Source organism: Bradyrhizobium sp. MI1.7, assembly GCF_055811795.1.
Map to the genome: position 1 here is coordinate 76,140 of NZ_JBVVPO010000001.1, position 22,536 is coordinate 98,675.

25 protein-coding genes and 1 pseudogene are annotated in these 22,536 nt (G+C 65.3%); 10 read left to right on the forward strand and 16 right to left on the reverse strand.

Going from position 1 to position 22,536, the window contains the following annotated elements:
- Positions 1 to 13: 13 nt before the first annotated feature.
- Positions 14 to 526 (forward strand): hypothetical protein, encoded by a 513-nt coding sequence (locus AC0L3X_RS00345; protein ID WP_063983692.1) that lies wholly within the window; start codon positions 14 to 16, stop codon positions 524 to 526.
- A gap of 151 nt (positions 527 to 677) precedes the next feature.
- A complete protein-coding gene (locus tag AC0L3X_RS00350) occupies positions 678 to 1,925 on the forward strand; it encodes a hypothetical protein (RefSeq protein ID WP_354131200.1) in 1,248 nt (415 codons plus the stop codon).
- Here the strand turns inward: AC0L3X_RS00350 and gmk are convergent.
- The 9 genes from gmk to AC0L3X_RS00395 all read right to left on the reverse strand — a co-directional run bounded on the left by gmk (position 1,858) and on the right by AC0L3X_RS00395 (position 10,464).
- Entirely contained in the window at positions 1,858 to 2,517 is a 660-nt protein-coding gene (gmk, locus tag AC0L3X_RS00355) for a guanylate kinase (protein WP_071914659.1), read from the reverse strand. The two genes, AC0L3X_RS00350 and gmk, sit on opposite strands and share 68 nt — an antisense overlap.
- Before the next feature lie 3 nt (positions 2,518 to 2,520).
- A complete protein-coding gene (locus AC0L3X_RS00360; RefSeq protein WP_063983695.1) occupies positions 2,521 to 3,408 on the reverse strand; it encodes a YicC/YloC family endoribonuclease in 888 nt (295 codons plus the stop codon).
- Between the two features lie 116 nt (positions 3,409 to 3,524).
- The gene (mltG, locus tag AC0L3X_RS00365) at positions 3,525 to 4,802 is read right to left on the reverse strand and encodes an endolytic transglycosylase MltG (protein WP_473316074.1); all 1,278 of its coding nucleotides are present in this window, start codon (positions 4,800 to 4,802) and stop codon (positions 3,525 to 3,527) included.
- A gap of 125 nt (positions 4,803 to 4,927) precedes the next feature.
- The gene (gene fabF / locus AC0L3X_RS00370) at positions 4,928 to 6,193 is read right to left on the reverse strand and encodes a beta-ketoacyl-ACP synthase II (protein ID WP_354131197.1); all 1,266 of its coding nucleotides are present in this window, start codon (positions 6,191 to 6,193) and stop codon (positions 4,928 to 4,930) included.
- A 108-nt stretch (positions 6,194 to 6,301) separates the two neighbouring features.
- Complete coding sequence (locus AC0L3X_RS00375) at positions 6,302 to 6,541, reverse strand: acyl carrier protein (RefSeq protein WP_008130699.1); 240 nt, start codon at positions 6,539 to 6,541, stop codon at positions 6,302 to 6,304.
- A gap of 307 nt (positions 6,542 to 6,848) precedes the next feature.
- Complete coding sequence (fabG, locus tag AC0L3X_RS00380) at positions 6,849 to 7,586, reverse strand: 3-oxoacyl-[acyl-carrier-protein] reductase (protein ID WP_028147729.1); 738 nt, start codon at positions 7,584 to 7,586, stop codon at positions 6,849 to 6,851.
- A 12-nt stretch (positions 7,587 to 7,598) separates the two neighbouring features.
- Entirely contained in the window at positions 7,599 to 8,558 is a 960-nt protein-coding gene (fabD, locus tag AC0L3X_RS00385) for an ACP S-malonyltransferase (RefSeq protein ID WP_354131196.1), read from the reverse strand.
- Positions 8,559 to 8,730: 172 nt separating this feature from the next.
- A complete protein-coding gene (locus AC0L3X_RS00390) occupies positions 8,731 to 9,756 on the reverse strand; it encodes a fatty acid desaturase family protein (RefSeq protein ID WP_354131195.1) in 1,026 nt (341 codons plus the stop codon).
- A gap of 3 nt (positions 9,757 to 9,759) precedes the next feature.
- Positions 9,760 to 10,464 carry a TetR/AcrR family transcriptional regulator C-terminal domain-containing protein gene (locus AC0L3X_RS00395; protein WP_354131194.1) on the reverse strand — a complete coding sequence of 235 codons (705 nt, stop codon included), beginning with the start codon at positions 10,462 to 10,464 and terminating at the stop codon, positions 9,760 to 9,762.
- A 344-nt stretch (positions 10,465 to 10,808) separates the two neighbouring features.
- Here AC0L3X_RS00395 and rpsF point away from each other — a divergent pair, with 344 nt between their 5' ends.
- The 4 genes from rpsF (at position 10,809) to rplI (ending at position 13,317) form a co-directional block, all read left to right on the forward strand.
- Positions 10,809 to 11,315 (forward strand): 30S ribosomal protein S6, encoded by a 507-nt coding sequence (gene rpsF, locus AC0L3X_RS00400; RefSeq protein WP_014495806.1) that lies wholly within the window; start codon positions 10,809 to 10,811, stop codon positions 11,313 to 11,315.
- A gap of 5 nt (positions 11,316 to 11,320) precedes the next feature.
- On the forward strand, positions 11,321 to 11,560 hold the full coding sequence (gene rpsR / locus AC0L3X_RS00405; RefSeq protein WP_007592020.1) for a 30S ribosomal protein S18: 240 nt from the start codon (positions 11,321 to 11,323) through the stop codon (positions 11,558 to 11,560).
- Between the two features lie 128 nt (positions 11,561 to 11,688).
- The gene (locus AC0L3X_RS00410; RefSeq protein WP_063983701.1) at positions 11,689 to 12,666 is read left to right on the forward strand and encodes a YybS family protein; all 978 of its coding nucleotides are present in this window, start codon (positions 11,689 to 11,691) and stop codon (positions 12,664 to 12,666) included.
- Between the two features lie 48 nt (positions 12,667 to 12,714).
- Entirely contained in the window at positions 12,715 to 13,317 is a 603-nt protein-coding gene (gene rplI / locus AC0L3X_RS00415) for a 50S ribosomal protein L9 (protein ID WP_063983702.1), read from the forward strand.
- A 39-nt stretch (positions 13,318 to 13,356) separates the two neighbouring features.
- Here the strand turns inward: rplI and AC0L3X_RS00420 are convergent.
- The 4 genes and pseudogenes from AC0L3X_RS00420 to AC0L3X_RS00435 form a co-directional block, all read right to left on the reverse strand.
- Positions 13,357 to 13,821, reverse strand: a pseudogene (locus tag AC0L3X_RS00420) (PaaI family thioesterase); the annotation flags it as partial.
- Between the two features lie 10 nt (positions 13,822 to 13,831).
- On the reverse strand, positions 13,832 to 14,428 hold the full coding sequence (locus tag AC0L3X_RS00425) for a TetR/AcrR family transcriptional regulator (RefSeq protein ID WP_231144888.1): 597 nt from the start codon (positions 14,426 to 14,428) through the stop codon (positions 13,832 to 13,834).
- A 108-nt stretch (positions 14,429 to 14,536) separates the two neighbouring features.
- Entirely contained in the window at positions 14,537 to 15,526 is a 990-nt protein-coding gene (locus AC0L3X_RS00430) for a hypothetical protein (protein WP_063986420.1), read from the reverse strand.
- A 312-nt stretch (positions 15,527 to 15,838) separates the two neighbouring features.
- Positions 15,839 to 16,144 (reverse strand): hypothetical protein, encoded by a 306-nt coding sequence (locus AC0L3X_RS00435; protein ID WP_231144886.1) that lies wholly within the window; start codon positions 16,142 to 16,144, stop codon positions 15,839 to 15,841.
- A 442-nt stretch (positions 16,145 to 16,586) separates the two neighbouring features.
- Here AC0L3X_RS00435 and AC0L3X_RS00440 point away from each other — a divergent pair, with 442 nt between their 5' ends.
- Together AC0L3X_RS00440 and alr are read left to right on the forward strand one after the other, a co-directional pair.
- The gene (locus AC0L3X_RS00440; protein ID WP_063983703.1) at positions 16,587 to 18,095 is read left to right on the forward strand and encodes a replicative DNA helicase; all 1,509 of its coding nucleotides are present in this window, start codon (positions 16,587 to 16,589) and stop codon (positions 18,093 to 18,095) included.
- Between the two features lie 46 nt (positions 18,096 to 18,141).
- A complete protein-coding gene (alr, locus tag AC0L3X_RS00445; protein ID WP_063983704.1) occupies positions 18,142 to 19,425 on the forward strand; it encodes an alanine racemase in 1,284 nt (427 codons plus the stop codon).
- 150 nt (positions 19,426 to 19,575) lie between these two features.
- Here the strand turns inward: alr and AC0L3X_RS00450 are convergent, their stop codons facing one another.
- Positions 19,576 to 19,800 (reverse strand): cysteine rich repeat-containing protein, encoded by a 225-nt coding sequence (locus AC0L3X_RS00450; protein ID WP_071914679.1) that lies wholly within the window; start codon positions 19,798 to 19,800, stop codon positions 19,576 to 19,578.
- Here AC0L3X_RS00450 and AC0L3X_RS00455 point away from each other — a divergent pair.
- Together AC0L3X_RS00455 and AC0L3X_RS00460 are read left to right on the forward strand one after the other, a co-directional pair.
- The gene (locus tag AC0L3X_RS00455; RefSeq protein WP_231144883.1) at positions 19,799 to 20,248 is read left to right on the forward strand and encodes a hypothetical protein; all 450 of its coding nucleotides are present in this window, start codon (positions 19,799 to 19,801) and stop codon (positions 20,246 to 20,248) included. The genes AC0L3X_RS00450 and AC0L3X_RS00455 overlap by 2 nt on opposite strands.
- Before the next feature lie 68 nt (positions 20,249 to 20,316).
- Complete coding sequence (locus AC0L3X_RS00460) at positions 20,317 to 21,093, forward strand: exodeoxyribonuclease III (protein WP_063983707.1); 777 nt, start codon at positions 20,317 to 20,319, stop codon at positions 21,091 to 21,093.
- 142 nt (positions 21,094 to 21,235) lie between these two features.
- Here AC0L3X_RS00460 and AC0L3X_RS00465 read toward each other — a convergent pair whose 3' ends face one another.
- Positions 21,236 to 22,051 carry an SGNH/GDSL hydrolase family protein gene (locus AC0L3X_RS00465; RefSeq protein ID WP_063983708.1) on the reverse strand — a complete coding sequence of 272 codons (816 nt, stop codon included), beginning with the start codon at positions 22,049 to 22,051 and terminating at the stop codon, positions 21,236 to 21,238.
- A gap of 98 nt (positions 22,052 to 22,149) precedes the next feature.
- Entirely contained in the window at positions 22,150 to 22,518 is a 369-nt protein-coding gene (locus AC0L3X_RS00470) for a GFA family protein (RefSeq protein ID WP_063983709.1), read from the reverse strand.
- Between the last annotated feature and the right edge of the window lie 18 nt (positions 22,519 to 22,536).

Genomic DNA, 22,536 nt, shown 5'->3' on the forward strand with positions numbered 1-22,536 from the left:
GGATTGTTTCCTCATGCCCAATGCCGTCGTCCGTACGATCGCCCTTGCGTCCCTCCTCAACCTCGCCCTCGCCTCGTCGTCCGCCTTCGCGCAGTCCGGCAGCGCCGGCGGCTCGATCGGCAACGACGAAAAGTCGCTGTCCGGCTCGCGCCAGGATACTTCTTCAGGCCGCTCGGCCGAACCGGCCGCGCCCTCACGCCGGAGCAAGCCGGCGACCGAGGAACGCTCGTCGCCTCGGCGAAGCGGAGGTGGCGGTGGAGGTGGCGGCGGTGGTTTCGACGGTGCCTGGGCGGTCGTCAGCGTTGGTTGCGGCGGCAGCACGAGCGGCGCTGTCGTCGTGAGCTCGGGCAAGATCATCGGCGAAGGCGTTCGCGGAACCGTCAGCACGGGCGGCTCGGTCAGCACGTTCGGCCAGGGCCAAGGCGTGACCTTTACCAGCACGGGCCGGCTCTCGGGCCGCAGTGGTTCCGGAACGTGGCGCCGCTCCGACGGCTGCGGCGGAACCTGGAGTTCGGCGAAGCAATAGCCCTCGAAAACGCCTGAATTCGCGGCGGAACGAACACCGCGCAGGCCCGATTCAAGCCACATCCTCTCCGGATTTGCGGCTCATTGCCACCCAAGTCTTTGATGACAAAGGGAAGGTAAAGAGTTGCGTTATGCGTAATCGGGAGACCAGGATGGGCAACCGCACCGCGAAGTTCATATCTGCGCTTGTCGGCAGCATCATCGCCGGCGCACCACTGGCCGCCGTGTCGCAGAATGCGCCGGAGGCAACGAGCTCGGCAAATGCCGCCAGCGACTGCCTCGCCTCGCCAAAGGGCGTCGCGCCGCAGGGGCAGCATTGGTACTATCGCCTGGAGCGCGGGAGCAAGCGGCAATGCTGGTATTTGCGCGCCGAAGGCAGCAAGGACAGCGCCAAGGCCGTGCAGGCCGCGCAGGCTGCGCCCGATGCACCGACGGCAGATTCAGCAGCGCCGCCGCAGCAGCACCCAGTGCAGGACGCACGCGCCGAATATCTGACGCCGCAGGGCAATACCGCGCCGACGACGCCGAATGCGCCCGCACCAGCGAAACCGGCGCCGATGCAACAAGCTGCCACTCCCTCCGCTGACAGCAACGCGCAGCAGCCCCCGGTCGCCACGCGCTGGCCCGATGCCTCCGCCGCGGCTCCGTCGCCCGCACCGCAGGCTGCGCCCGCTCCTGTCGCCTCGCCTGCGCCGCCGAGCGCGAAGCCGTCAAAATCCCCTGCCCCGGTCACGCTTGCCGCGGCAGATGCCACCACCGATAAAGCGACCGGCTCGCTCCAGACGCTGCTGCTCGTGATCGGTGGCGCGCTGGCGCTCGCCGGCCTCCTCGCCAGCATCATCTATCGCTTCGCAGGCGGACGACGCGTCCGCGTCCAGGATCGTCGCGTTAATTGGGACAATCGGGAGCCGCACGACGACGGCCGCGCACCCTGGCTCGAGGCGATGCCGACTGCCGCGCCGCGCGCGCAGCAGCCGCGCCCGGTGGATTTCGATGCCGCCCGTCCCCAGGCGGCCGCGCGTCCCCAAGCTGCCCAGCGCGAAGCCGCACAGCCCAAGGCCGCGCAGCTCAAGGCGATCGATCACGCGATCGATGCCGTCGATCAGCGGGCGCCCCAAGCCAGCAACGAGGTCGCAGAGCTCGACGAGGCCAACATGTTCAACGGAGAGTTCGAGATCGAGGCATCGGCCCCCCGGCTCGCGGCCAACGACATTAATGGCAAAGAGTCGGCCAATCGCGATGACGATCTGCAGATCGAGGACGCCGTCGACGTCGACGTGATCACGGCGATGCTGGAACGGCTGGCGCAGGAAGGACCGCGTCTCGCGAAGCCTAACCTTGAAGCTGGCCTTGCAAACCTCGTACGAAACCAACGAGGCCAGTCCGCCGCTCGCGCTTGAGGCGCTCGGCCTTCAGGATCGACTGCACCTCGGCAAACGCCTCGTCGACCGCGTGGTTGATGACGATGTAGTCGTACTCGGCCCAGTGGCTCATCTCGTGGCTGGCGCGGCTCATGCGCTTGCGGATCACCTCGTCGGAATCCTGCGCGCGCGAATGCAGCCGCTTCTCGAGATCGGCGGCCGAGGGCGGCAAGATGAACACGCTGACAACGTCCGCGCGCGCCTTCTCGCGGAGCTGCTGCGTGCCCTGCCAATCGATGTCGAACAGCACGTCTTGCCCGGCCGACAGCGCCGCCTCGACCGGCGCACGCGGCGTGCCGTAGCTGTTGTCGAACACCGTCGCCCATTCCAGCAGCTCGTCGCCCTTCACCATCGCGTCGAACCTGGCCTTGTCGACGAACAGGTAGTCGCGGCCGTCGACCTCGCCGGGCCGCATCGCCCGCGTGGTCGCGGAGACCGACATGCGAAGGCCGGGCATGCGGTCGATCAGTAGACGCGACAGCGTCGTCTTGCCCGCGCCCGACGGCGAGGACAGCACGAACATCAATCCACGCCGCTCGACACCGTCAGTTCCGTGCCCGCCCGCCGTCATCGATCACTCCAGATTCTGGACCTGTTCGCGGAATTGCTCGACCACGTTCTTCATGGCCAGGCCCGTATTGGTCAGCTCGATATCGTTCGACTTCGAGCAGCAGGTGTTGACCTCGCGGTGAAACTCCTGCGCCAGGAAGTCGAGCTTGCGGCCGATCGGGCCGCCCTTGCCGATCAGCTCGCGCGCCTGTGCGATGTGGGAGGCGATGCGGTCGAGCTCCTCGCGGATGTCGGCCCTGGTGGCGATCAGGATCGCCTCCTGCATCAGGCGGTCGGAATCGAAACGGTCGGAAGTGTCGAGCAGGGTTGCGATCTGCTCGGCGAGTCTCGCCTTGATCGCCTCGGGCTTGCGGCCGGGCGCGGCTTCCGCCTTCCTCGCCAGCACCTCGACCTCGTCGACCCGCTGGGTCAGGATCTGCCCGAGCGATGTGCCCTCGCGCTTGCGCATCTCGACGAGATCGGCGAGCGCCTTGTCGAAGGCCTCCGCAGCCGCGGCACGCGCGGCCTTGTCCTCCTCCTCGTCACCCTCGGGCTCGGCGACCTCGACGACGCCCTTGATGGCGAGCAGGCCGTCGACGCTCGGCGCGACCGCATCGACCTTGCCGGCGATCATCGCGGCCGCCTTCAGGACGGCATTGAGCACGTCCTCGTTGACGCGGACGGAAGCTGCGGCGTTGGCGCGCTTGACGTTGAGATTGGCGTAGACGGTGCCGCGCGACAAAAGCTCGCCGGCGCGCTTCTTGGCGTGGGCCTCAAGCTCGTCGAACCCCTGCGGCAACCGCACCCTGAGGTCAAAGCCCTTGGCGTTGACCGACTTCAATTCCCATTCGAACGTATACGGCCCGCTAGCGCCGTGGCTTCGGGCAAAGCCGGTCATGGACGACAGCGCCATCAGGTCAATTTCTCCGGAAACTCAGGATTCGCGAGGCCCATCAGGCCACGCGAATCTTAAGACTATTTTGCAGGAAAGTGGAATCCGCAAAGTCCCGCAGGCAGGTCTGCGCGAACCTAGCGCTGGACCACCGGCGGCGACGGCTGCACCGCGCCCTGGCGGGCGGGCGCGGGACCAGCGGGGCGAGCGGCTGGCGGCTTTTTCTGCTGATTGGGCCGCGTCGGCGTGGTCGCGGTCGGCGGATCCGCGGCAGCGCCGGGCGCGGCGGCTGCCGGCGGCTGCGCATCCTCGACCGGCTCGACCGTGTCGTTCTGGATCTGCTTCTCCATCGCGCGCAGCTTGGCGACGTTCTTCTGGTGCGCGTCGTAGGTTTCGGTGAAGGCATGCCCGCCGGTGCCGTCGGCGACGAAATAGAAGTCGCGGGTGCGGGCCGGGTTGGCGGTGGCTTCCAGCGAGGCGCGGCCGGGGTTGGAGATCGGGCCGGGCGGCAGTCCCTCGATCACATAGGTGTTGTAGGGCGAAGGCTGCGTGATCTCGCTGCGCTTGATCGGTCGGCCGAGCGTACCCTTGCCGCCGACAAGCCCATAGATGATGGTCGGATCGGACTGCAGCTTGATTTTCTGCTTCAGCCGGTTGGCGAATACGGCAGCGACACGGCTGCGCTCGTCCGGCTTGCCGGTCTCCTTCTCGACGATCGAGGCCAGCGTCACCAGTTGCTCCGGCGACTTCACCGGAATGTCCTGGCTGCGACGCTCCCAGATCTCGGCCAGCACACGCTTTTGCGCCTGTTGCATGCGCTGGATCACCTGATCGCGCGGGGTCCCGCGCGGGAACTTGTAGGTCTCTGGCAGCAGCGTGCCCTCACGCGGCAATTCGCGGACGCTGCCGGTGAAGATGTCGTTGTCGGACAGGCGCGCCACGATCTGCTCGGAGGTCAGGCCTTCCGGGATCGTGACGGAATGCTGCACCACCTTGCCCTCGACGATGGTGGCGATGACGTCGCGCAAGGAGGCGTTCTTCTGGAACGAATATTCACCCGGCTTGAGGTCCGAGCTCGCCTTCAGCGCGGCGACGCTGGCGATGAACACCCACGGATTGACGTCGGCCACGCCTTCCCGGTTCAGCGTCTCGGCGATGTCGCGCTTGCCGGCCCGCTGCGGGATGTTGACGATCTTGTCTTCCTTCAGCGGCCCCGGCGCCTCGAGCAATTGCCGGCCGTAGTAGTAGACGCCGCCGGCGCCCAGCATGGCGATCAGCAGAAGGGTGATGATGGCGTTGCCGACGATCACGAAGGGATTGCGCGCCCGGTCCGATCGCCTCGGCGGCGGCGGAACCTGCTCGGGCTCCAGCGCTGCCCGCGGACTCCGGGGCGAAATGGGCGGCCTTTCACTCATCGAAGCAACCTGAATCCTGCCGGTTCAATCGCGGCCAGACAATCGCTTGTCGAGCCAATGCACGCGCCCACGGGGTATGACTATCGCTGAATACGGCAAAACGGTGGATTCGTTTCAAACGCAAACTAATGAACCAGGCGGCGGAAGATCACCGACGCGTTGGTACCGCCAAAACCGAAAGAATTCGACAACGCGACGTTGACCTCGCGCTGCTTCGCAATGTGCGGCACGAGATCGATCGCAGTCTCGACCGACGGATTGTCCAGATTGATGGTCGGCGGCACGACATTATCGCGAATCGCGAGAATGGCGAAGATCGCCTCGATCGCGCCGGCGGCACCGAGGAGATGGCCGGTCGAGGATTTGGTCGAGGACATCGCGACCTTGGAAGCGGCGTTGCCGAGCAGCCGCTCGACCGCACCGAGCTCGATCTCGTCGCCGAGCGGTGTCGAGGTGCCGTGGGCGTTGATGTAGTCGAGATCGGATGCCGTGAGGCCGGCGCGCTTGAGTGCTGCCGACATGCTGCGGAAGCCGCCATCGCCATCGGGCGACGGCGAGGTGATGTGATAGGCATCGCCCGAAAGACCGTAGCCGATCACCTCGGCGTAGATCTTGGCGCCGCGGCGCTGAGCGTGCTCGAGTTCTTCCAGGACGAGGACGCCGGCGCCCTCGCCCATCACGAAGCCGTCGCGGTCCTTATCGTAGGGACGCGATGCCTTCTCGGGCGTTTCGTTGAAGCCGGTCGAGAGCGCGCGCGCGGCGTTGAAGCCGGCAATGCCGATCCGGCTGATCGGCGACTCGGCGCCACCGGCAACCATGACGTCGGCATCGGCCAGCGCAATCAGACGGGCGGCGTCGCCCACCGCATGTGCACCGGTCGAGCAGGCCGTGACCACCGAATGGTTCGGCCCCTTCAGGCCGTGCGCGATCGAGACGTAGCCGGAAGCAAGATTGATGAGGCGGCCCGGAATGAAGAACGGCGACACCCGGCGCGGTCCGCGCTCCTTCAGGAGGATCGCGGTTTCGGCAATGCCGGTGAGGCCGCCGATGCCGGAACCGATCATGGTGCCGGTCGCACACTTGTCCTCTTCGGTCTCGGGATGCCAGTTGGCATCATCGAGCGCCTGGCCGGCTGCGGCCATGCCGAAGATGATGAAGTCGTCGACCTTGCGCTGGTCCTTCGGCTCCATCCAGGTATCGGGATTGAAAGTATCGTTCGTGCCGTCGCCGCGCACGACGGTGCAGGCGTATTTGGTCTGAAGATCGGAGACATCGAAGCTCTCGATCCTGCGTGCGCCGCTTTCGCCGTTGAGGATGCGTTTCCAGGTCGGTTCGACGCCGCAGCCGAGCGGCGACACCATGCCGAGACCAGTGACGACAACCCGCCTCATATTCGAAAACTCCGCATCGAAAGATTCACGGCCAATAACAAGAAACCGGCTGACCGCTGGTCAGCGGCCCGTCCGGTTTCAATGTTGTCCCCGCGAAAATGAAGAGCCTTAGCTCTTCGCGTTCTTCTCGAGAAACTTCGTGGCGTCGCCGACGGTGAGAATCGTTTCCGCGGCGTCGTCCGGAATCTCGCAACCGAATTCTTCTTCGAACGCCATCACCAGTTCGACGGTGTCCAGACTGTCGGCGCCGAGGTCGTCGATGAAGCTCGCAGCGTCGACAACCTTCTCGGGTTCAACACCAAGGTGTTCGACCACGATCTTCTTAACCCGCTCGCCAATGTCACTCATTGCATAACCTCGTGTTGTTCCCTGTAGACCCGACCCCCCGGGACGATACGAGCCGTCGTGGTCGTTGACTGCCTTCGCTTACGTACTTTGATTGGCCCCATCTTAACCGATGCAGGCCCGGCGAGACGGCCAAGGCTCCGCATCGCCAATATACAGGGTTTCAAAAACCTGCAATGGCGTTCTTTGCCCATCCGTTGAGCGTCCGGTTATCATACTTCAACTGCCTTGACTACAAGCCTCATTTCGCACCGGAAACGGCCGTTTGCCGCACTCCGCACCGCCCTTGTGGGCAGTGCAGAAGGAGACGTCAGATCATGGCCATGCCGCCGTTGACGTGGATGGTTTGTCCCGTGACGTAGGCCGCTTCGTTCGAACTCAGGTAGACGGCGGCGGCTGCGATGTCCTCCGGCGTCCCCAGGCGGGCAGCCGGAACCTTGGCCAGAATCGTCTCGCGCTGCTTGTCGTTGAGCGCATCGGTCATCGGCGTCTTGATGAAGCCCGGAGCGATGCAGTTCGCGGTCACGCCGCGCTTGGCGTATTCGGCACCGAGCGTCTTGATCATGCCGATCAGGCCGGCCTTCGATGCCGTGTAGTTGCCCTGCCCGGGATTGCCGGTGACGCCGACGATCGACGTGATGGCAATGATACGGCCGAAGCGCTTGCGCATCATCAGCTTGGTCGCGGCGCGCGCCAGGCGGAAGGTCGAGGTCAGATTGATGTTGATGACCTCCTCCCAGTCCTCGTCACGGAGCTGGACGAAGAGATTGTCGCGGGTGATGCCGGCGTTGGCGACGAGAATGTCGACCTGCCCCATCGCGGCTTCCGCAGCGGGCACCAGCGCCTCGACCTCGTCGGCCTTGGAGAGATTGCAGGGCAGCACGTGGGTACGCTCGCCGAGCTTGCCGGCAAGCTCATCCAGCACTTCCTTGCGCGTTCCGGAAATCGCAACGGTAGCACCCTGCGCGTGCAGCGCCTGCGCGATCGCGCCGCCGATGCCGCCGGTCGCGCCGGTGACGAGCGCCTTTTTGCCAGTCAGGTCGAACATTGAAAAACTCCTTCAGGCCTGCTTCGCAGCGGCCAATGCATCCTTGGCAGCGGCAATGTCGTTGGGACCACCGACCGACACGCCGACGGCGCCGTCCGCAATGCGCTTGACGAGACCAGACAGCACCTTGCCGGCGCCGATCTCGAAGAAGCGGTTGACGCCCTGGCCTGCCATATAGGCAACCGACTCGCGCCAGCGCACCGTGCCGGTGACTTGCTCGACCAGGCGGCGACGGATCTCGTCGGGATCGCTGATGGCGCTGGCCAGCACGTTCGACACCAGCGGCGCCGCCGGCGCCTTGATCGTGACCTTCGCCAGCGCCTCCGCCATGGCGTCGGCGGCGGGCTGCATCAACTTGCAATGGAACGGTGCGGACACCGGCAGCAGCATTGCGCGCTTGGCACCCTTGGTCTTGGCAATCTCGACGGCGCGATCGACCGCAGCCTTGTCACCGGAGACGACAACCTGCCCGCCACCATTGTCGTTGGCGGCCTGGCAGACCTGGCCCTGTGCCGCCTCGCCTGCGACCTCCATGGCGGCCTCGTAGTCGAGACCTAGGAGAGCGGCCATCGCACCGGCGCCGACCGGAACGGCTTTTTGCATTGCGAGACCGCGGGTGCGAAGCAACCGCGCGGTATCCGAGATCGTCAGGCTGCCGGCCGCAGCCAGCGCCGAATATTCACCGAGCGAGTGGCCGGCGACGAAGGCCGCGTCCCGTCCCACGGAAAACCCGGCTTCGGCCTCCAGCACGCGCAGGGTGGCGACAGATACCGCCATCAGCGCCGGCTGGGCGTTCTCTGTAAGCTGGAGCGTTTCTGCAGGACCATCCCAGATGATCGCCGTCAGCTTCTCCCCAAGCGCGGCATCGACCTCGTCGAACACGGCGCGCGCCAACGGAAAGGCGTCGGCCAGGGCCTTGCCCATGCCAACCGCCTGGGACCCCTGCCCTGGAAATGTGAATGCTGCCGTCATCGGCGCTCCCTGCTTGTCGGGCGTGATCCCTGCGAGAACCGGCAGCCGATGACGCACGGCCTTAGGCCATGGTTCCGGATCATGCTCCAAAGGGGGCCGTAGACACTGTCCGGGGCCGGAATGTCAAGCCAAGATAGGAACTTCGCCCGGGATTCAACGGGGAACGCTGGCCCTAGAATCCACCATTGGTCTGATTGGCGTCGACCGCCGCCCCTGCCTGCGCGCGGCGCGCGCTGTTCACGAGTTGCCCCGGCCGGTCATCCCGGTCCGGCTTCGCGGTCGCGAGCCGCAGCACCGCGGCGTAGCCCGGCTGCACCTCCATGCGGCCGGCGTGCCGGCTCGCACTCAGCAGGCGATGCACCTTCGGCAGATTGTAGCAGGGCACGTAGAACAGGAGATGATGCTCGAGGTGATAGTTCACGTAGTACGGCGCGATGAACAGCCGCTCGAGGAAATTCGCATGCGTGGTGCGGGTGTTGCGCAAGGGATCGCTACTGTCGGGCACGACGGCGTGCTCGGCGATGTTGCGGATGCGGGTGATGACCATCATCCAGGTCAACAGCGGCACCAGCCATAGCAGCGGATAGGCCCACCACACGCCGGCTGCCGCGAGCGCTGCGAACATCGCGGCATTGGCGAGGCATTGCGGGCCGAGTTTCTCCCAGAAATGCGCAGCACGCTGCCGCAACGTCCAGTCCTTCGGCCCGAGCGCATTGAGCAGTTGCGCCTTGCGCTGCTGGTAGCCGGTCTGCCCGGTGATGTCGCGAATGAACTTGCGGCGATAGCTCAGCTTGGTGATCGGAAACGGCGCCGACAGCACGAGATCGGGGTCGTCCTCCTGCTGGGTGCGCGCGTGATGCTGAAGGTGATAGCGCCGATAGCTGCGCGTCTCCGCGAAGAGAGGATAGGCGCAGAACCATTGGCTCAGGGTCAGATTGGTCTTCTCGTCAGCGGACAGGCAGCCATGCGCGCCGTCGTGCATCAGGATCGCGAGCCCGAGCTGGCGCGAACCGATGATGGCAACGGCGAGAATGTAGGTGATCGGGTTGGGCCACCACGCGACCAAAGCGATCGCGGCGACAATGAGTGCCCAGGCGTGGGCGATCAGCGCGACGCCTTTCCAGGTCACGCGCTGGCGCACGTCGGCGAGCTGGTCGTCGGTCAGGAAATCGCGGGCACGCATGCGAAGTGCAGTCATGGCCTAACCCTCCTCATTCGAATTGCCAGATGCGTCGCGCTCGTCGACCAGACGGAGGCGCGCCGTGTCGCTGGCTGATTTCGCCTGCTCGCCGAGCACACGCAGCATCTCGGCGCATAATTCATCCGGCGACCGGCCCATCGCGTATCCCTCGAGAATGACGCCGACGGCGACGGCCCAGAACCGCCGCGAGCTTTCGTCGGGCGCACGCAGGGAGCGCCAGCCGTGCCGCGCGACCTGGCTCGCATAGGCGCGTGCGCCTTCACCGTGCAGGCGCTCGATGGTGCGCTCGACCAGCGGCGCAAGATCCTGGCGCCGCCGGGTCAACGTCAGCGCCTCGGCGAAGAAGGCGACCGAATCGCTCGCAGTCACGGTCTCGGCCAGCGCACGGGTGTAGTCGCGCGGCGTGCGCGCTTTCAGCGCCGCCTGCTCCGTCGCCCGCGCCAGATACAGCAGCTCGCGGCAGGCGCATTCGACGAACAGCGCCTCCTTGGTGCGGAAGTAATAGGTGATCTGGCTCGGGAACGCGTCCGCGGCGGCGGCGATGTCGGTGATGGCCGTGCCGGACAGCCCCCGCTCCCTGAACAGCGGGCTCGCCGCATCCAGCAGCAGCGACCGCATCTTGCGGCCGGCCGAACGTGTAGCCCGGGCAGCATGCTTGGGGTCGCCAGCCGCCTCTAACGGCTCATGGACCGACTTTTCCGCCATTGGGGTCCTCTGCGTTGCTTTATTTGTATGCTATACAAACAAATAAATCAAGCTGGTATGGTCCGCGAGGACCGGTCCCGCTGCCCGCACCGGAACCATCCGGGGCCGAAAGCACGGCCTCCAACCTTGCAAAGCCGGCCAAAATCCGTATAAGCGCGCCATCCGCAGACCCGGCCGGGAGCTGAACGGACGGTCTCAGCAAATCATTCGTGATTTTGGTGTGGCAGGGCCAGTCGGCCCGTCGTCCCGTGTTTCCGCCTTCTGAGCTTAATCCCAGAGTCCTTTCCGAAGGCCTCTTAAGGGCTTGACGCCGGGCGATGCGCCAACATGAGGAAAGGACCATTATGGCTCTCTATGAGCATGTTTTTCTCGCGCGCCAAGACGCGAGCACGCAGCAGGTCGAAGAGCTGACTGCGCAGATGACCGGCATCGTCGAGGGTCTCGGCGGCAAGGTGACCAAGACCGAGAATTGGGGCGTTCGCTCCCTCACCTACCGCATGAACAAGAACCGCAAGGCGCACTTCGTGCTGCTCAACATCGACGCGCCGTCCGCGGCGATCGCCGAGATCGAGCGCCAGGAGCGCATCAGCGAAGACGTGATCCGCTATCTCAGCGTCCGCGTCGAGGAGCTCGAGGAAGGCCCGTCGGCGATGATGCGCAAGGCTGACCGTGACCGCGAGCGTGACGACCGTGGCGGCGGCTTCCGCGGCGATCGTGAAGGCGGTGGCTTCCGTGGCGACCGCGAGGGTGGTTTCCGTGGCGGCGATCGCGACGGTGGTGGCTTCCGCGGTGACCGCGGTCCGCGCCGTCCGCGCGACGAAGCTGAAACGACAACGCCGGATGCGGAGTAAGATCAATGGCTGAAGCTGGTGCACGCCGTCCGTTTTTCCGTCGTCGCAAGAGCTGCCCGTTCACGGGCGCAAATGCTCCGAAGATCGACTACAAGGACTCCAAGCTCTTGATGCGCTACGTTTCCGAGCGCGGCAAGATCGTGCCGAGCCGCATCACCGCGGTGTCGGCCAAGAAGCAGCGTGAGCTCGCCCGCGCCATCAAGCGCGCGCGCTTCCTGGGCCTGCTGCCCTACGTCATTCGCTAAGACGAATTCGGCCGGCGGCGACTTCGCTGCCGGCCGCGCTTTTTTGGTTTCATAAGGCTTCCGGGTCGTCCGGTCGCCGATGGTTGGGGCAAGATGCCTCTAACCGCTCGAAGGGAGCGGGACAGCTGATGATGACTCTTGGACTGATAGCTCTGATCGCCGGCGCTGCGTCGGCCCTGATGTTCGCCTCGATCGTATCGGGCGCGCTGATCTCGCTCGTCCTGTTCTATCTCGCACCGCTGCCGCTGATGGTCGCCTCGATCGGCTGGGGCCCGCTTTGCGCGAGCCTCGGCGGCATCGCAGCTGCGATCGGCCTCGGGGCCCTGTTCGGCCTGCCCTACTGCATCGCCTTTGCCGTGACCGTCGCGCTGCCCGCGTGGTGGCTCGGCCATCTCGTCCTGCTCAGCCGGCGGGTTGGACCCGTCGCGCCGGAAGCCACCACCGAGCCGCCGGCCGAGCCCGAGCTCGAATGGTATCCGGTCGGTCGCATCCTGCTGTGGATCGCGGGCTTCGCCGCGCTGACCACGATCGCCGCCCTGCTCACCCTCGGCACCGACGCCGAGACCATCACCGGCACGCTGCGGCGCGGCTTGATGCGCCTGCTCCGCACCGCCGACCCGCAGACGTCAGGCGAAGCCGGTCAGTTCGTCGACGCGCTGGTGCTGATCGCTCCGGCCGCCGCCACCATCGTCGCGATGATGACGCTCACCCTCAATCTCTGGCTCAGCGGCAAGATAACGGCGACATCGGGCCGCCTGCTGCGTCCGTGGCCGGACATGATGACGGCCGAGCTGCCGCCGATGACGCTGGTGGCGCTCTGCATCGCGCTCGCGTTCTGCTTCACCGGCGGGTTGCTCGCGATGGTCGCGCAGATCACGACGGCGGCGCTGATGATGGGCTATGCGCTGACCGGATTTGCCGTGCTGCATACGCTGACGCTGGCGCTGAAGAGCCGCACCTTCTGGCTCGGTTCGACCTATGCCGTCGTCGTGGTGTTCGGCTGGCCCGTCATCGCGATGGTGATCCTCGGCCTCGCGGATGCCGTGTTCGGCTTCCGCGAGCGCTTCCTGCGCAGCCGCCAGCCACCGCCGCTGCCAACCTCTTAAGTTCAACCCCAAAACCCAACTCACTCAACACTTCAAAGGAGAACGAATATGGAAGTCATTTTGCTGGAACGCGTGAGCAAGCTCGGCCAGATGGGCGAAGTCGTGAAGGTTCGCGACGGCTATGCCCGCAATTTCCTGCTCAAGCGCGGCAAGGCGCTGCGCGCCACCGCCGACAACCGCGCCAAGTACGACGGCATGAAGGCCGATCTCGAGGCTCGCAACCTCCAGTCCAAGGGCGAGGCGTCCAAGGTCGCCGAGAAGATCCAAGGCAAGAACATCATCGTGATCCGTCAGGCTTCCGAAGCCGGCCAGCTGTTCGGCTCGGTCACGGTGCGCGACGTCGTCATTGCGTTCGAAGCCGACGGTGTCTCGCTTGAGCGCCCGCAAGTGCAGCTCGACGCGCCGATCAAGACCATCGGCAAGCACACCATCACCGTCGCCGTTCACCCCGAGGTCGAGGTCGAGGTTTCCGTCACGGTTGCGCGCAGCCAGGACGAGGCCGAGCGCATCAACCGCGGCGAGGACATCTCGACCCGCAACGAGGACCGCGATGCGGCCGCCGAAGCGATCGCCGCCGCCGGCGAGTTCTTCGATCCGGAAGCCCAGCAGGACGACGAGCCGGCGCCGGCTGCGGACGAGACCGAGAAGTAAGACCCGCGTTCGCGCAGGTTGCGACGCCCGGCCGCCTCCGGCGGCCGGGCTTTTCGTTTTCGCGGCGACGTCCTCGCTCAGCATCGCGATCGAAGCGAGCGCAGTTGCCGTGTGCTTCTCGACACCGTCGTTGACGCAAAACACGTCGGCCGCGACCACCGAGACCTGGCGGCCCGGCTTGATCACCCTGGCCCGGCAGATCAGTTTCTCGCCGACCGCCGGCGACAACAGATTGAGCTTGTATTCCGCCGTCAACGCCGGCTGGCCGCGCGAGGTCGCCGCCGCGATCGTCGTGGCGTTGTCGACCAGGAAGGCGGTGACGCCGCCGTGGAAGAAGCCGTGCTGCTGGAGCAGCTCGGGCCGGCGCGCGACCGCAATCGTGCAAGTGCCGCGCGACAATTCCGAGAGCTCGGCGCCCACCAGGTTCATAAACCCCTGACGGCCGACATTGGCGTGGATGCGCTCGGCTACAGCTGCGAATTCGGGATCTGCTTCGGCTCGCATGCGGCTTCTCCTATTGCTTGTGGATGCGATCGGGCGGCCGCAGCGCACGGATGGCACAGGCGACAAGCGTGTCGGCTTCGCTGCGCGGATCGGCGCGGTCACGTCCCGAGAGAAAGGCGCGGCAGAAGATCTGGGCAGGGCCGATGAGCTGGCTGACGAACATCACCGGCGTCATCGGCAAGAGCTCGCCGCCGGCAACCAACGGCGCGCGCCAGCGCTCGATGCCTTCGGCAAGGCGCGCATTCTGCGCGCGCTGAGCGTCGCGGACGTCCTCGCTCCATTCGCTGCGCGATATCTCGAAGAGATAGCGGGCCTCGCGCCGGCTCGACACCACCCAGTCGAGATGGGCCCGGATCAACCGATCGATGCCCTGCCCGGCCCTCGGCATCGGATCGAGCGCGGCCAGCACCGCGGCGTGATAGTGCCGCAGCACCTCCAGGAAAAGCGCGCCCGCCAGTTCCTTCTTCGATCCGAAGACATGAAAGAAGCTGCCGTTGGAGGCGCGTGCCCGGGCGCGGATCGCTGCCACCGTCGCGGCTTCGAAGCCGACGCGGTCGAATACGAAAAGCCCGGCCGCCAACAGGTCGTCACGCACGCTCGTCGTCATCGACGCCTCCTAGAGCATCACTCTAGAGTAACGCTCTAATTGCAGTCAAGACGATGCGAAGGCCGCGATGCGTGCGGCCTTCGCAAATCGACGGAAAATCTGGCTCGCTTAGCGCGAAATCGGCGGTGTGGGCGGACCGGACGAGTCGGCTGGCGCCGCGGGCGGGGCCGCAGCGGTCGCGGGCGGTGCAGGCTCCTGCGGCTTGGCTGCCGGCTCGGAGCTCACGGCAGGCGCGGCCGGCTTAGCAGCCTCCTCCGCCGGCTTGGCCTCGGCGGGCTTCGCGGCGGCAGACGGTGCAGCCGGCGTGACCTGCGGTACCGGATCGGGCCGCAGCGCCGGAGTATCGCTGCCGCGCGGCTCGACCTTGGCACTATCCGGCCTGGCCTCAGCGGGCTTCTCTGCCGGCTTGTTCTCGGGCTTCGCCTCGTCACGGCCGGGCTCGACCTTGGCCGAGTCGGGCCTGGTCGTGTCAGGCTTGGTCTCGGCCTTCGGCTCGCTCTTCTTGTCTTCAATGGCCGGCGCGGCGGCGTCGACCTTCGGTGCTTCCTCGGTCCCGGGCTTGGCGCGACGCTTAGCTTTGCGTCCCTCGGGCGCGGCCTGGCCCTCGGGCTTCGCACCTTCCTTCGATCCCTCCTCGGGTGGCCGTGCCGCGCGCTTCTGACGGGCGCCCTCGGGCGCGGCAGCCTCGCCGTCCGGCTTGGCGGCGTCCTGGGAGCGCTGGCGGCGCCCCTGATGGTCCGGCGCCTGGCCGGGCGCGGTATTGGCTTCCTTCTCCTTGGCGCCGTCCTTTTTGTCCTTGCCGTCCTTGGCCTGGTAGCGGGTGTCGGTGGCACCGTTGGAGACGAGGTAGGACGCGAGCACGCCGGCCATGTCGGAGCTGGTCGTGTAGTGCTGGCGCAGGAAGCCCGGCAGCGAGCCCGGCGCCACCGTCTTCAACAGACCGCGCGGGCTCTTGTGGCAGGCACTGCAGGTCTGCGCGAAAAGCTGGGATGGGGCCTTGCCGGCCTCGAGGTTCGTCGCCTGCGCAAGGACGGTATCGGTCACGCCGAAGCCGATCAGAAGAAATACCGTCGCGAGGCTGAGCGCTCGGCTCGACATTCCCATCATCTCCATTGAATTTACGCGAATGCAGCCGGCATAAGGCGCGGCGGCGGGTCACCTTTTAGCGGATTGAGCCGCGAATGGAAGCAGCCTCCACACGCAAGGATGTGATTAAGCGCTTTTGGAATATCGGCTGTGATCACAGCGCAATAGCGCTGCAGCTTGTTCGAGTGCCGGTGGCCTCGTGAGACGACGCGTCGCCTGTCGGAAGCGGCACATCGTCGCAAAGTCACGACGCCGCAGACACCCGTCATCGTGCGCGCGAAGGCGGCGCCGAACCCGGACCTGACGCTGGTTGGTGAATGAATCCTAATGACGCAGGGTCGAGATCTGGGACGATCGGAAAGAGGCTGTTAACGCCAGTTGCGCCCGCAGGTCCGCGAGGGTCTCGGGCGAGACCGGCTCGCGCCGCACTTCGGGCCGCTCGGCGTGCTGCATGGCCGCGATCAGCCCCGACAACCAAAGCCGGCTGGCCGCCTCGCTTCGCCAATTCTGGTGCTGCCGTTCTGGCCGCATCGCTCGCCTCGTTCCCTGGTGGCGGGAGACAACCCCCCGACCGCCTTCCTGTTCCGGGTCGTACCCCGAAAGAATCCGGGGAGATGTGATCTGTTTCACATAAGTCTCGTCGGGCCCGGCTTAGACCGTCGCCATGAGCAAGCGGACCCAAACCTCATTCGACGTGCAGGACGACCTCCGCACCGATTACGCTCTGATCGCCACCGGCGTCGGAGCGGCCTTGGTTGCGCTGGTCTACCTCCTGCTGGTCTGAATCCGAGCCCAAAGCTCCCGGCGTGCGTCATTTCGCGCGCTTCTTGATACGTCTGCGCGCCAATCCATTAGGTTCATGTCACCCGGAGTTTTCCGTGGCGCGGTCACGGCCGCTTCCGGGACGGGCGAGTTCCGCAAAAACCGTCAAGCGCGGCGCGTGCCGCGGCTGCCAATCATCCACCATTTTAACTGAGCGGTTGATAGCGGTCAGCTTTTGCTTCCGCTTTGGCCTGAGGCGGCGCTTTATCCCGGCCCCGTATCCGCCCCAGAAAATTGCTAACGCTCGACCATGGCCCTGACTGATTCGAACGTCCTCAAACTCGCGCCCGAGCCCGGAACTCCGGCGTATCGGAGCGCGCCGCATAATATCGAGGCGGAACAGAGCCTTCTCGGCGCGATCCTGGTCAACAACGACGCCTTCTACCGCGTCTCCGACTTCCTCGAGCCGAAGCATTATTTCGAGCCGCTGCATCAGACCATCTACGAGACGGCCAGCAGCCTGATCCGGATGGGCAAGATCGCCACGCCCGTCACGCTGAAGACGTTCCTCCCGGCCGACACCGATGTCGGCGGCATGACCATCGGGCAATATCTGGCGCGGCTCGCGGCGGAAGCAACCACCATCATCAACGCCCAGGACTACGGCCGCACCATCTATGATCTGGCGCTGCGACGCGACCTGATCGGCATCGGCGAGGACATGGTCAATGTCGCCTATGACGCGCCGGTCGACTTCGCGCCGCGGGCGCAGATCGAGGACGCCGAGCGCCGCCTGTACGAACTCGCCGAATCCGGCCGTTATGACGGCGGCTTCCAGAAATTCTCGCAGGCGTTGGCGGTCGCGGTCGATCTCGCGGCCAAAGCGTTCCAGCGCGATGGAAAGCTGTCCGGCATCTCGACCGGCATGCGCGACCTCGACACCAAGATGGGCGGCCTCCAGCACTCCGACCTCATCATTGTGGCCGGACGCCCGGGCATGGGCAAGACTTCGCTGGCGACCAACGTCGCCTACAACGTCGCCAAGGCCTATGTCGGCGAGGTCCAGGCTGACGGCACCATGAAGGCCGCCAATGGCGGCGTGATCGGCTTCTTCTCCTGCGAAATGTCGGCCGACCAGCTCGCCACGCGTATCGTCGCCGAGCGCACCGGCATTCCCTCCTCCCACATCCGCCGCGGCGGCATCTCGGAAGCCGATTTCGACAAGATCCGGGAAGTCTCGATCGAGCTGCAGTCGCTGCCGTTCTATGTCGACGCGACCGGCGGCCTGTCGATCGCGCAGCTGATGGCACGCGCGCGCCGGCTGAAGCGGCAGAAGGGCCTCGATCTCCTCGTGATCGACTACATCCAGTTGCTCTCCGGATCCGGCAAGCGGAGTGACAACCGAGTACAGGAAATCACGGAGATCACGACCAGCCTGAAGGCGCTGGCCAAGGAGCTCAACGTTCCCGTGATCGCGCTGTCCCAGCTCTCACGCCAAGTCGAATCCCGCGACGACAAACGGCCGCAGCTCTCCGACTTGCGTGAATCCGGATCAATCGAGCAGGACGCCGACGTCGTCCTGTTCGTTTACCGCGAGGAATATTACCTCGCGATGAAGGAGCCCCGCCCAGGCACGCCTGAACACGAGAAGTGGCAGCTTGACATGAGTCTTGCGCACGGAAAAGCCGAGGTCATCATCGGCAAGCAGCGCCACGGCCCGACCGGCACCGTCGATTTGGCGTTCGAAGCCTCGGTCACCAGGTTCGGCGACCTCGCGCCTGACAGTCAGTTGCCGGTTCGCAGCGGCAACGACTACTGAGTTCCTTGAACCAGACCGGCCTCTTGCGTAAAACGGCGCCATGACAATGGCGTCCGACCCGAAAATGATCCCGCAATCCGGCCTCCTCTCCGCGGAGGCCAATCAGGCTGCCGCGCTCGCAGCCTATGGCGGCGTGCTCACCGTCGATCTCGACGCCATCATCGCCAATTGGCGCAAGCTCGAGAAGACGGCCGTGCCGGCCGAATGCTCGGCCGTGATCAAGGCCGATGCCTATGGCTGCGGCGCCGCGCAGGTCTCGCGGGCCCTGAGCAAGGCCGGTTGCAAGACCTTCTTCGTCGCCACCATCGAGGAAGCGCGCACTGTGCGCGAAGCCGTGCCGGAAGCCGCGATCTACGTGCTCGGCGGCTATTTCCAGAACACCGGCGAGCACTACGCCAGGATCAATTGCCGGCCGGTGATCGGCGATCTCAACGAGCTTGCCGAATGGGACGTGTTCTGCCGCCGCACCGGCTGGACCGGAGGCGCCGCTGTTCACATCGACACCGGCATGAACCGGCTCGGGCTGACGCTTGCGGACGCGCAGGCCATCATCCCCCGCATCAACGCCGGCGATCACGGCATCACGCTGGTGATGAGCCATCTGGTCTCGGCCGAGCAGCTCAACAGTCCCGTGAATGCAAAACAGCTGGCAACCTTCCGCAGTATCGCCAGCGAATTTTCCGGCGTGCCGGCTGCGCTTGCCAATTCCTCCGGAATCTTCCTCGGCGCGCCCTTCCAGTTCGACCTGGTGCGGCCGGGCGCAGCGCTCTACGGCGTCAACCCGACGCCTGAGGCCGACAACCCGATGCAGCCGGTGGTCGACCTCAAGGCGCGCATCGTGCAGACCCGCAATGTCGAACGCGGCGAGAGCGTCGGCTATGGCGGCACCTGGACCGCGCGGCGGCCGACAAAACTCGCAATCATCGCAGTCGGCTATGCCGACGGCTATTTCCGCGCCGCCAGCTCCAATGACGGCACCCGCGGCGCCGAGGTCGTTGTCGCCGGCAAGCGCTGCCCGGTCGCGGGCCGCGTTTCGATGGACCTGATCGCGATCGACATCACCGACTTGGCCCCGAACGCGGCGCGGCGCGGCCACATGGTGACGCTGCTCGGCGAGGGCATCACCGTCGACGAGCTCGCGCATCATTTCGGCACGATCGGCTACGAGGTGCTGACCAGCCTCGGCCACCGCTACGCCCGCGTCTACAAGGGCGGCAATGAGGTGGAGCCGCTGGTCAAGCCGGAGCCCGCGCTGGTGCAGGCGGCCGAGCAGCCGCCCTCCCCGCCGCCGATCGAGCAGCCCGCGAGCCCGCCGCCGCTGCCGAGTTAGGGACGCGCCCGTTCTTCGGGCGCGGCGCAGCGCTCCTTCAGCAATGCGCTGCAGAGCCGGGGCCATCTTCTCGCACCGTACTCTGTCGCTTTCTGGGTCCCGGCTCTGCGGAGCAGCGTCACACGCTGCGCCGCGTCCGGGACACGAGACTTACTTCTTCCGGCTGTCGAGCGCCGTCTTGCAGGACGCGCTGAGCTGATCGCGCTTGGCGTTGAGGCATGCGATGATCTTGCCGCCACCGGGCGCGATGCCGGCGCAGAATTTGTCATAGTCCGCCTTGCACGCGCCGCGTGGATCGGACGATTGTGCCGACGAGACACCGGAGAACGCGACGACGAATGCGACGATGGCGAGGCTCAGACTGGACTTCAACATGGATTTGGATCTCCGGTGGCGGCGCAAACGACCGCGGCCGCAATCTCTACATGAAGATTGCGGCACTCAACGTCAACCGAATCTGTCCTACGACCGCGCGGCGAAGCCTGATGTCGCTGCCTCGCCCGTGGTCCTAGGGGCGATGATGCTTCATCGATCTCATCGCGCTCTATTATCCGCGCACCTTGTTATCGATAACCCACGCATCCATGCTCTCTTTGCACGCGTTGCCGATATGGCTCCTGTACCTGTTCAGGCAAGCAACAATGCGCCCGCCCCCCGGCACGACACTGGGGCAGTATTTGAAATATTCCACCCTACAGGCGATTTCCATTTTCTCGGCAGCAAGAGCCACTCCGGAAAATGCGGTTGCGGCCACGACTACGGCAAGGCAAAGCTTGGTCATCGTCAAACCTCCGTCGTGTTGATCGGCAATTTTGGGTTGTAAGCATACATCGTGGAACGCCGATGACAACGGTAGCGAGTCATTTCTGAAGATTTCCAGTCGTTGGGCCCATGAGGATCGCGACGTTCAACATCAACAATGTCAACCGCCGCCTGCCCAACCTGTTGCGTTGGCTGAGCGCGGCGAAGCCTGATGTCGTCGCGCTCCAGGAACTGAAGGCAGCCGACGGCGAATTTCCGGCAGCGGCCATCGAACAGGCCGGTTACGGCGCGGTGTGGCGTGGACAGAAGACGTGGAACGGCGTCGCCATCCTCGCCCGCAATGCCGAGCCCATTCTCACGCGCGACCGCTTGCCGGGAAAGCCTGATGATCGCGAAGCCCGCTACATCGAGGCCGCCGTGCGCGGAATCATCGTCACCAGCATTTACCTGCCGAACGGCAATCCGCAGCCGGGGCCGAAATTCGACTACAAGCTCGACTGGTTCGCGCGCCTCAAGCGCCACGCCAAGACCTTCATCAAGCAGGATCTGCCCGTGGTGCTCGCCGGCGACTACAACGTCGCGCCTAATGAGATCGACATCTATCCGACGCGGTCATGGGACAAGGATGCCTTGATTCAGCCGAAGAGCCGCGCTGCGTTTGCCTCGCTCATTGAACAGGGTTGGTGTGATGCGATCCGCGAACTGAATCCGGAGAAACGCATCTACACGTTCTGGGACTACAAGCGAAACCGCTGGCCGCGCGATGCGGGCCTCAGACTCGATCATCTCCTGCTGAGCCCCGCCCTGGTCTCGCGTCTGGCCAAGGCGGGTGTCGACAAGAAGGTGCGCGGCGAGGAAGGGGCGAGCGATCACGCGCCGGCGTGGGTGGTTCTGAAGGAGCGTTGACGGTGCCGTAGGGTGGGCAAAGGCGCTCTTGCGCCGTGCCCACCATCTTCTATCGCGAGTAAGGTGGTGGGCACGCTTCCGCCTTCGCTCTTCTAGCTACGGCGGACAAGTCGCTTTGCCCACCCTACGAGATCGCGCCAGATCAACGCCCGTAATACTCCTGCACCGTATCCCACGCCGCCTTTTGCAGCAGTTGGGTGGTCTCCGCATCCAAGCCCGTCGCATAGGAATTGCCGACCGGCGAGCGCCCGGTCAGCGCGGCGAGCGTCACACAGGTTGCCAGATACGTGCCCGCCGGACTCGGGTGTCGCTTGTCCGGCGCATACAGATTGAGCTCCGGCTGGAGCTTGCGCACGCGCGCGAAGGCGAGGCCTGCGGGAATCACGAGCGCATCATTGGCATTGCCGGCGAGCGTATAGGCCTCGGCCAAGGCTTCCGTCATCTCCGGCTTGTCGGCATAGGCCCAGGACATAAAGAACACCGGCCGCATGCCGTGGGCACGGACGATCTCGCTGTCCTTCTTGGCGAAGGTCGCGAACGCGTCCTTCAATTGCGGATGGATCGGGCACTGGCTGCAATCCATCATGACGACGGCGTCGAACTGCCTGCCCGGCTTGTTGAAGACGACGTTGTTCTGCTCGTCGAAGGAATAGGCGCCGATGCCGCCCGGCCGCAGCAGATTGTCCATGTCGTGCCAATCGAGGCCGGAGCCGCCGATCGTAGCCATGGTGTTGCGGTACGCCGCCTTGTTGTCAGCATCAGCCGCGCGCTCCATGAAGGAGAGATGCCCGGGCATGCCGTTGTTGTAGTAGAAGAAGCTGTTGCCGACGAACAGCGCGGCCTTGGGGAAGTCAGGTCCTGATGTCGTGACCTTCGGTTTGGTCTGCGCCTGCGCGTTGAAGCCGGCTGCAACGGCCAGACACATTGCGAGCATCACTCGCGCAAAACGACGCATCATGGCTTCCCCCCCTTTTTCTCTGGGGCCGGACCAAATCAGCTTTTCAAAATCGCCTCAAGGTCACAGACGCGCAGCGGACATGCGCGCGCCCTGCATGCTCACCACAAATTCCTGCCGTCGATCATGTTCACCGGCACGGCATCGAGATCGAAATCGTCGAACAGGCGCGCGTTCACCGCAACCTTGGGATTGTCGAAATCGGCCTTGCCGGTCGACCAGTCCGGCGACTCCGAATAAGTACCGCAGCCGCAGCTCGCGCAGAAATGATGCTTGACCGTGCGGCTGCCCCAGAGATAGGTCGCCACACTTTCCGGCGGCGACAGCAGGCGAAATTGCGCCGGCGTGTAATAGGCCCACAACGCGCCCCGCTTGGCGCAGAGTGAGCAGGTGCAGCGCGTCACGCTCGCCGGCGCCTCCGTCACCTCGAACACCGTCTCACCGCAATGACAGCTTGCCTCGATCGGCATGGACCCGCTCTCCGTTTT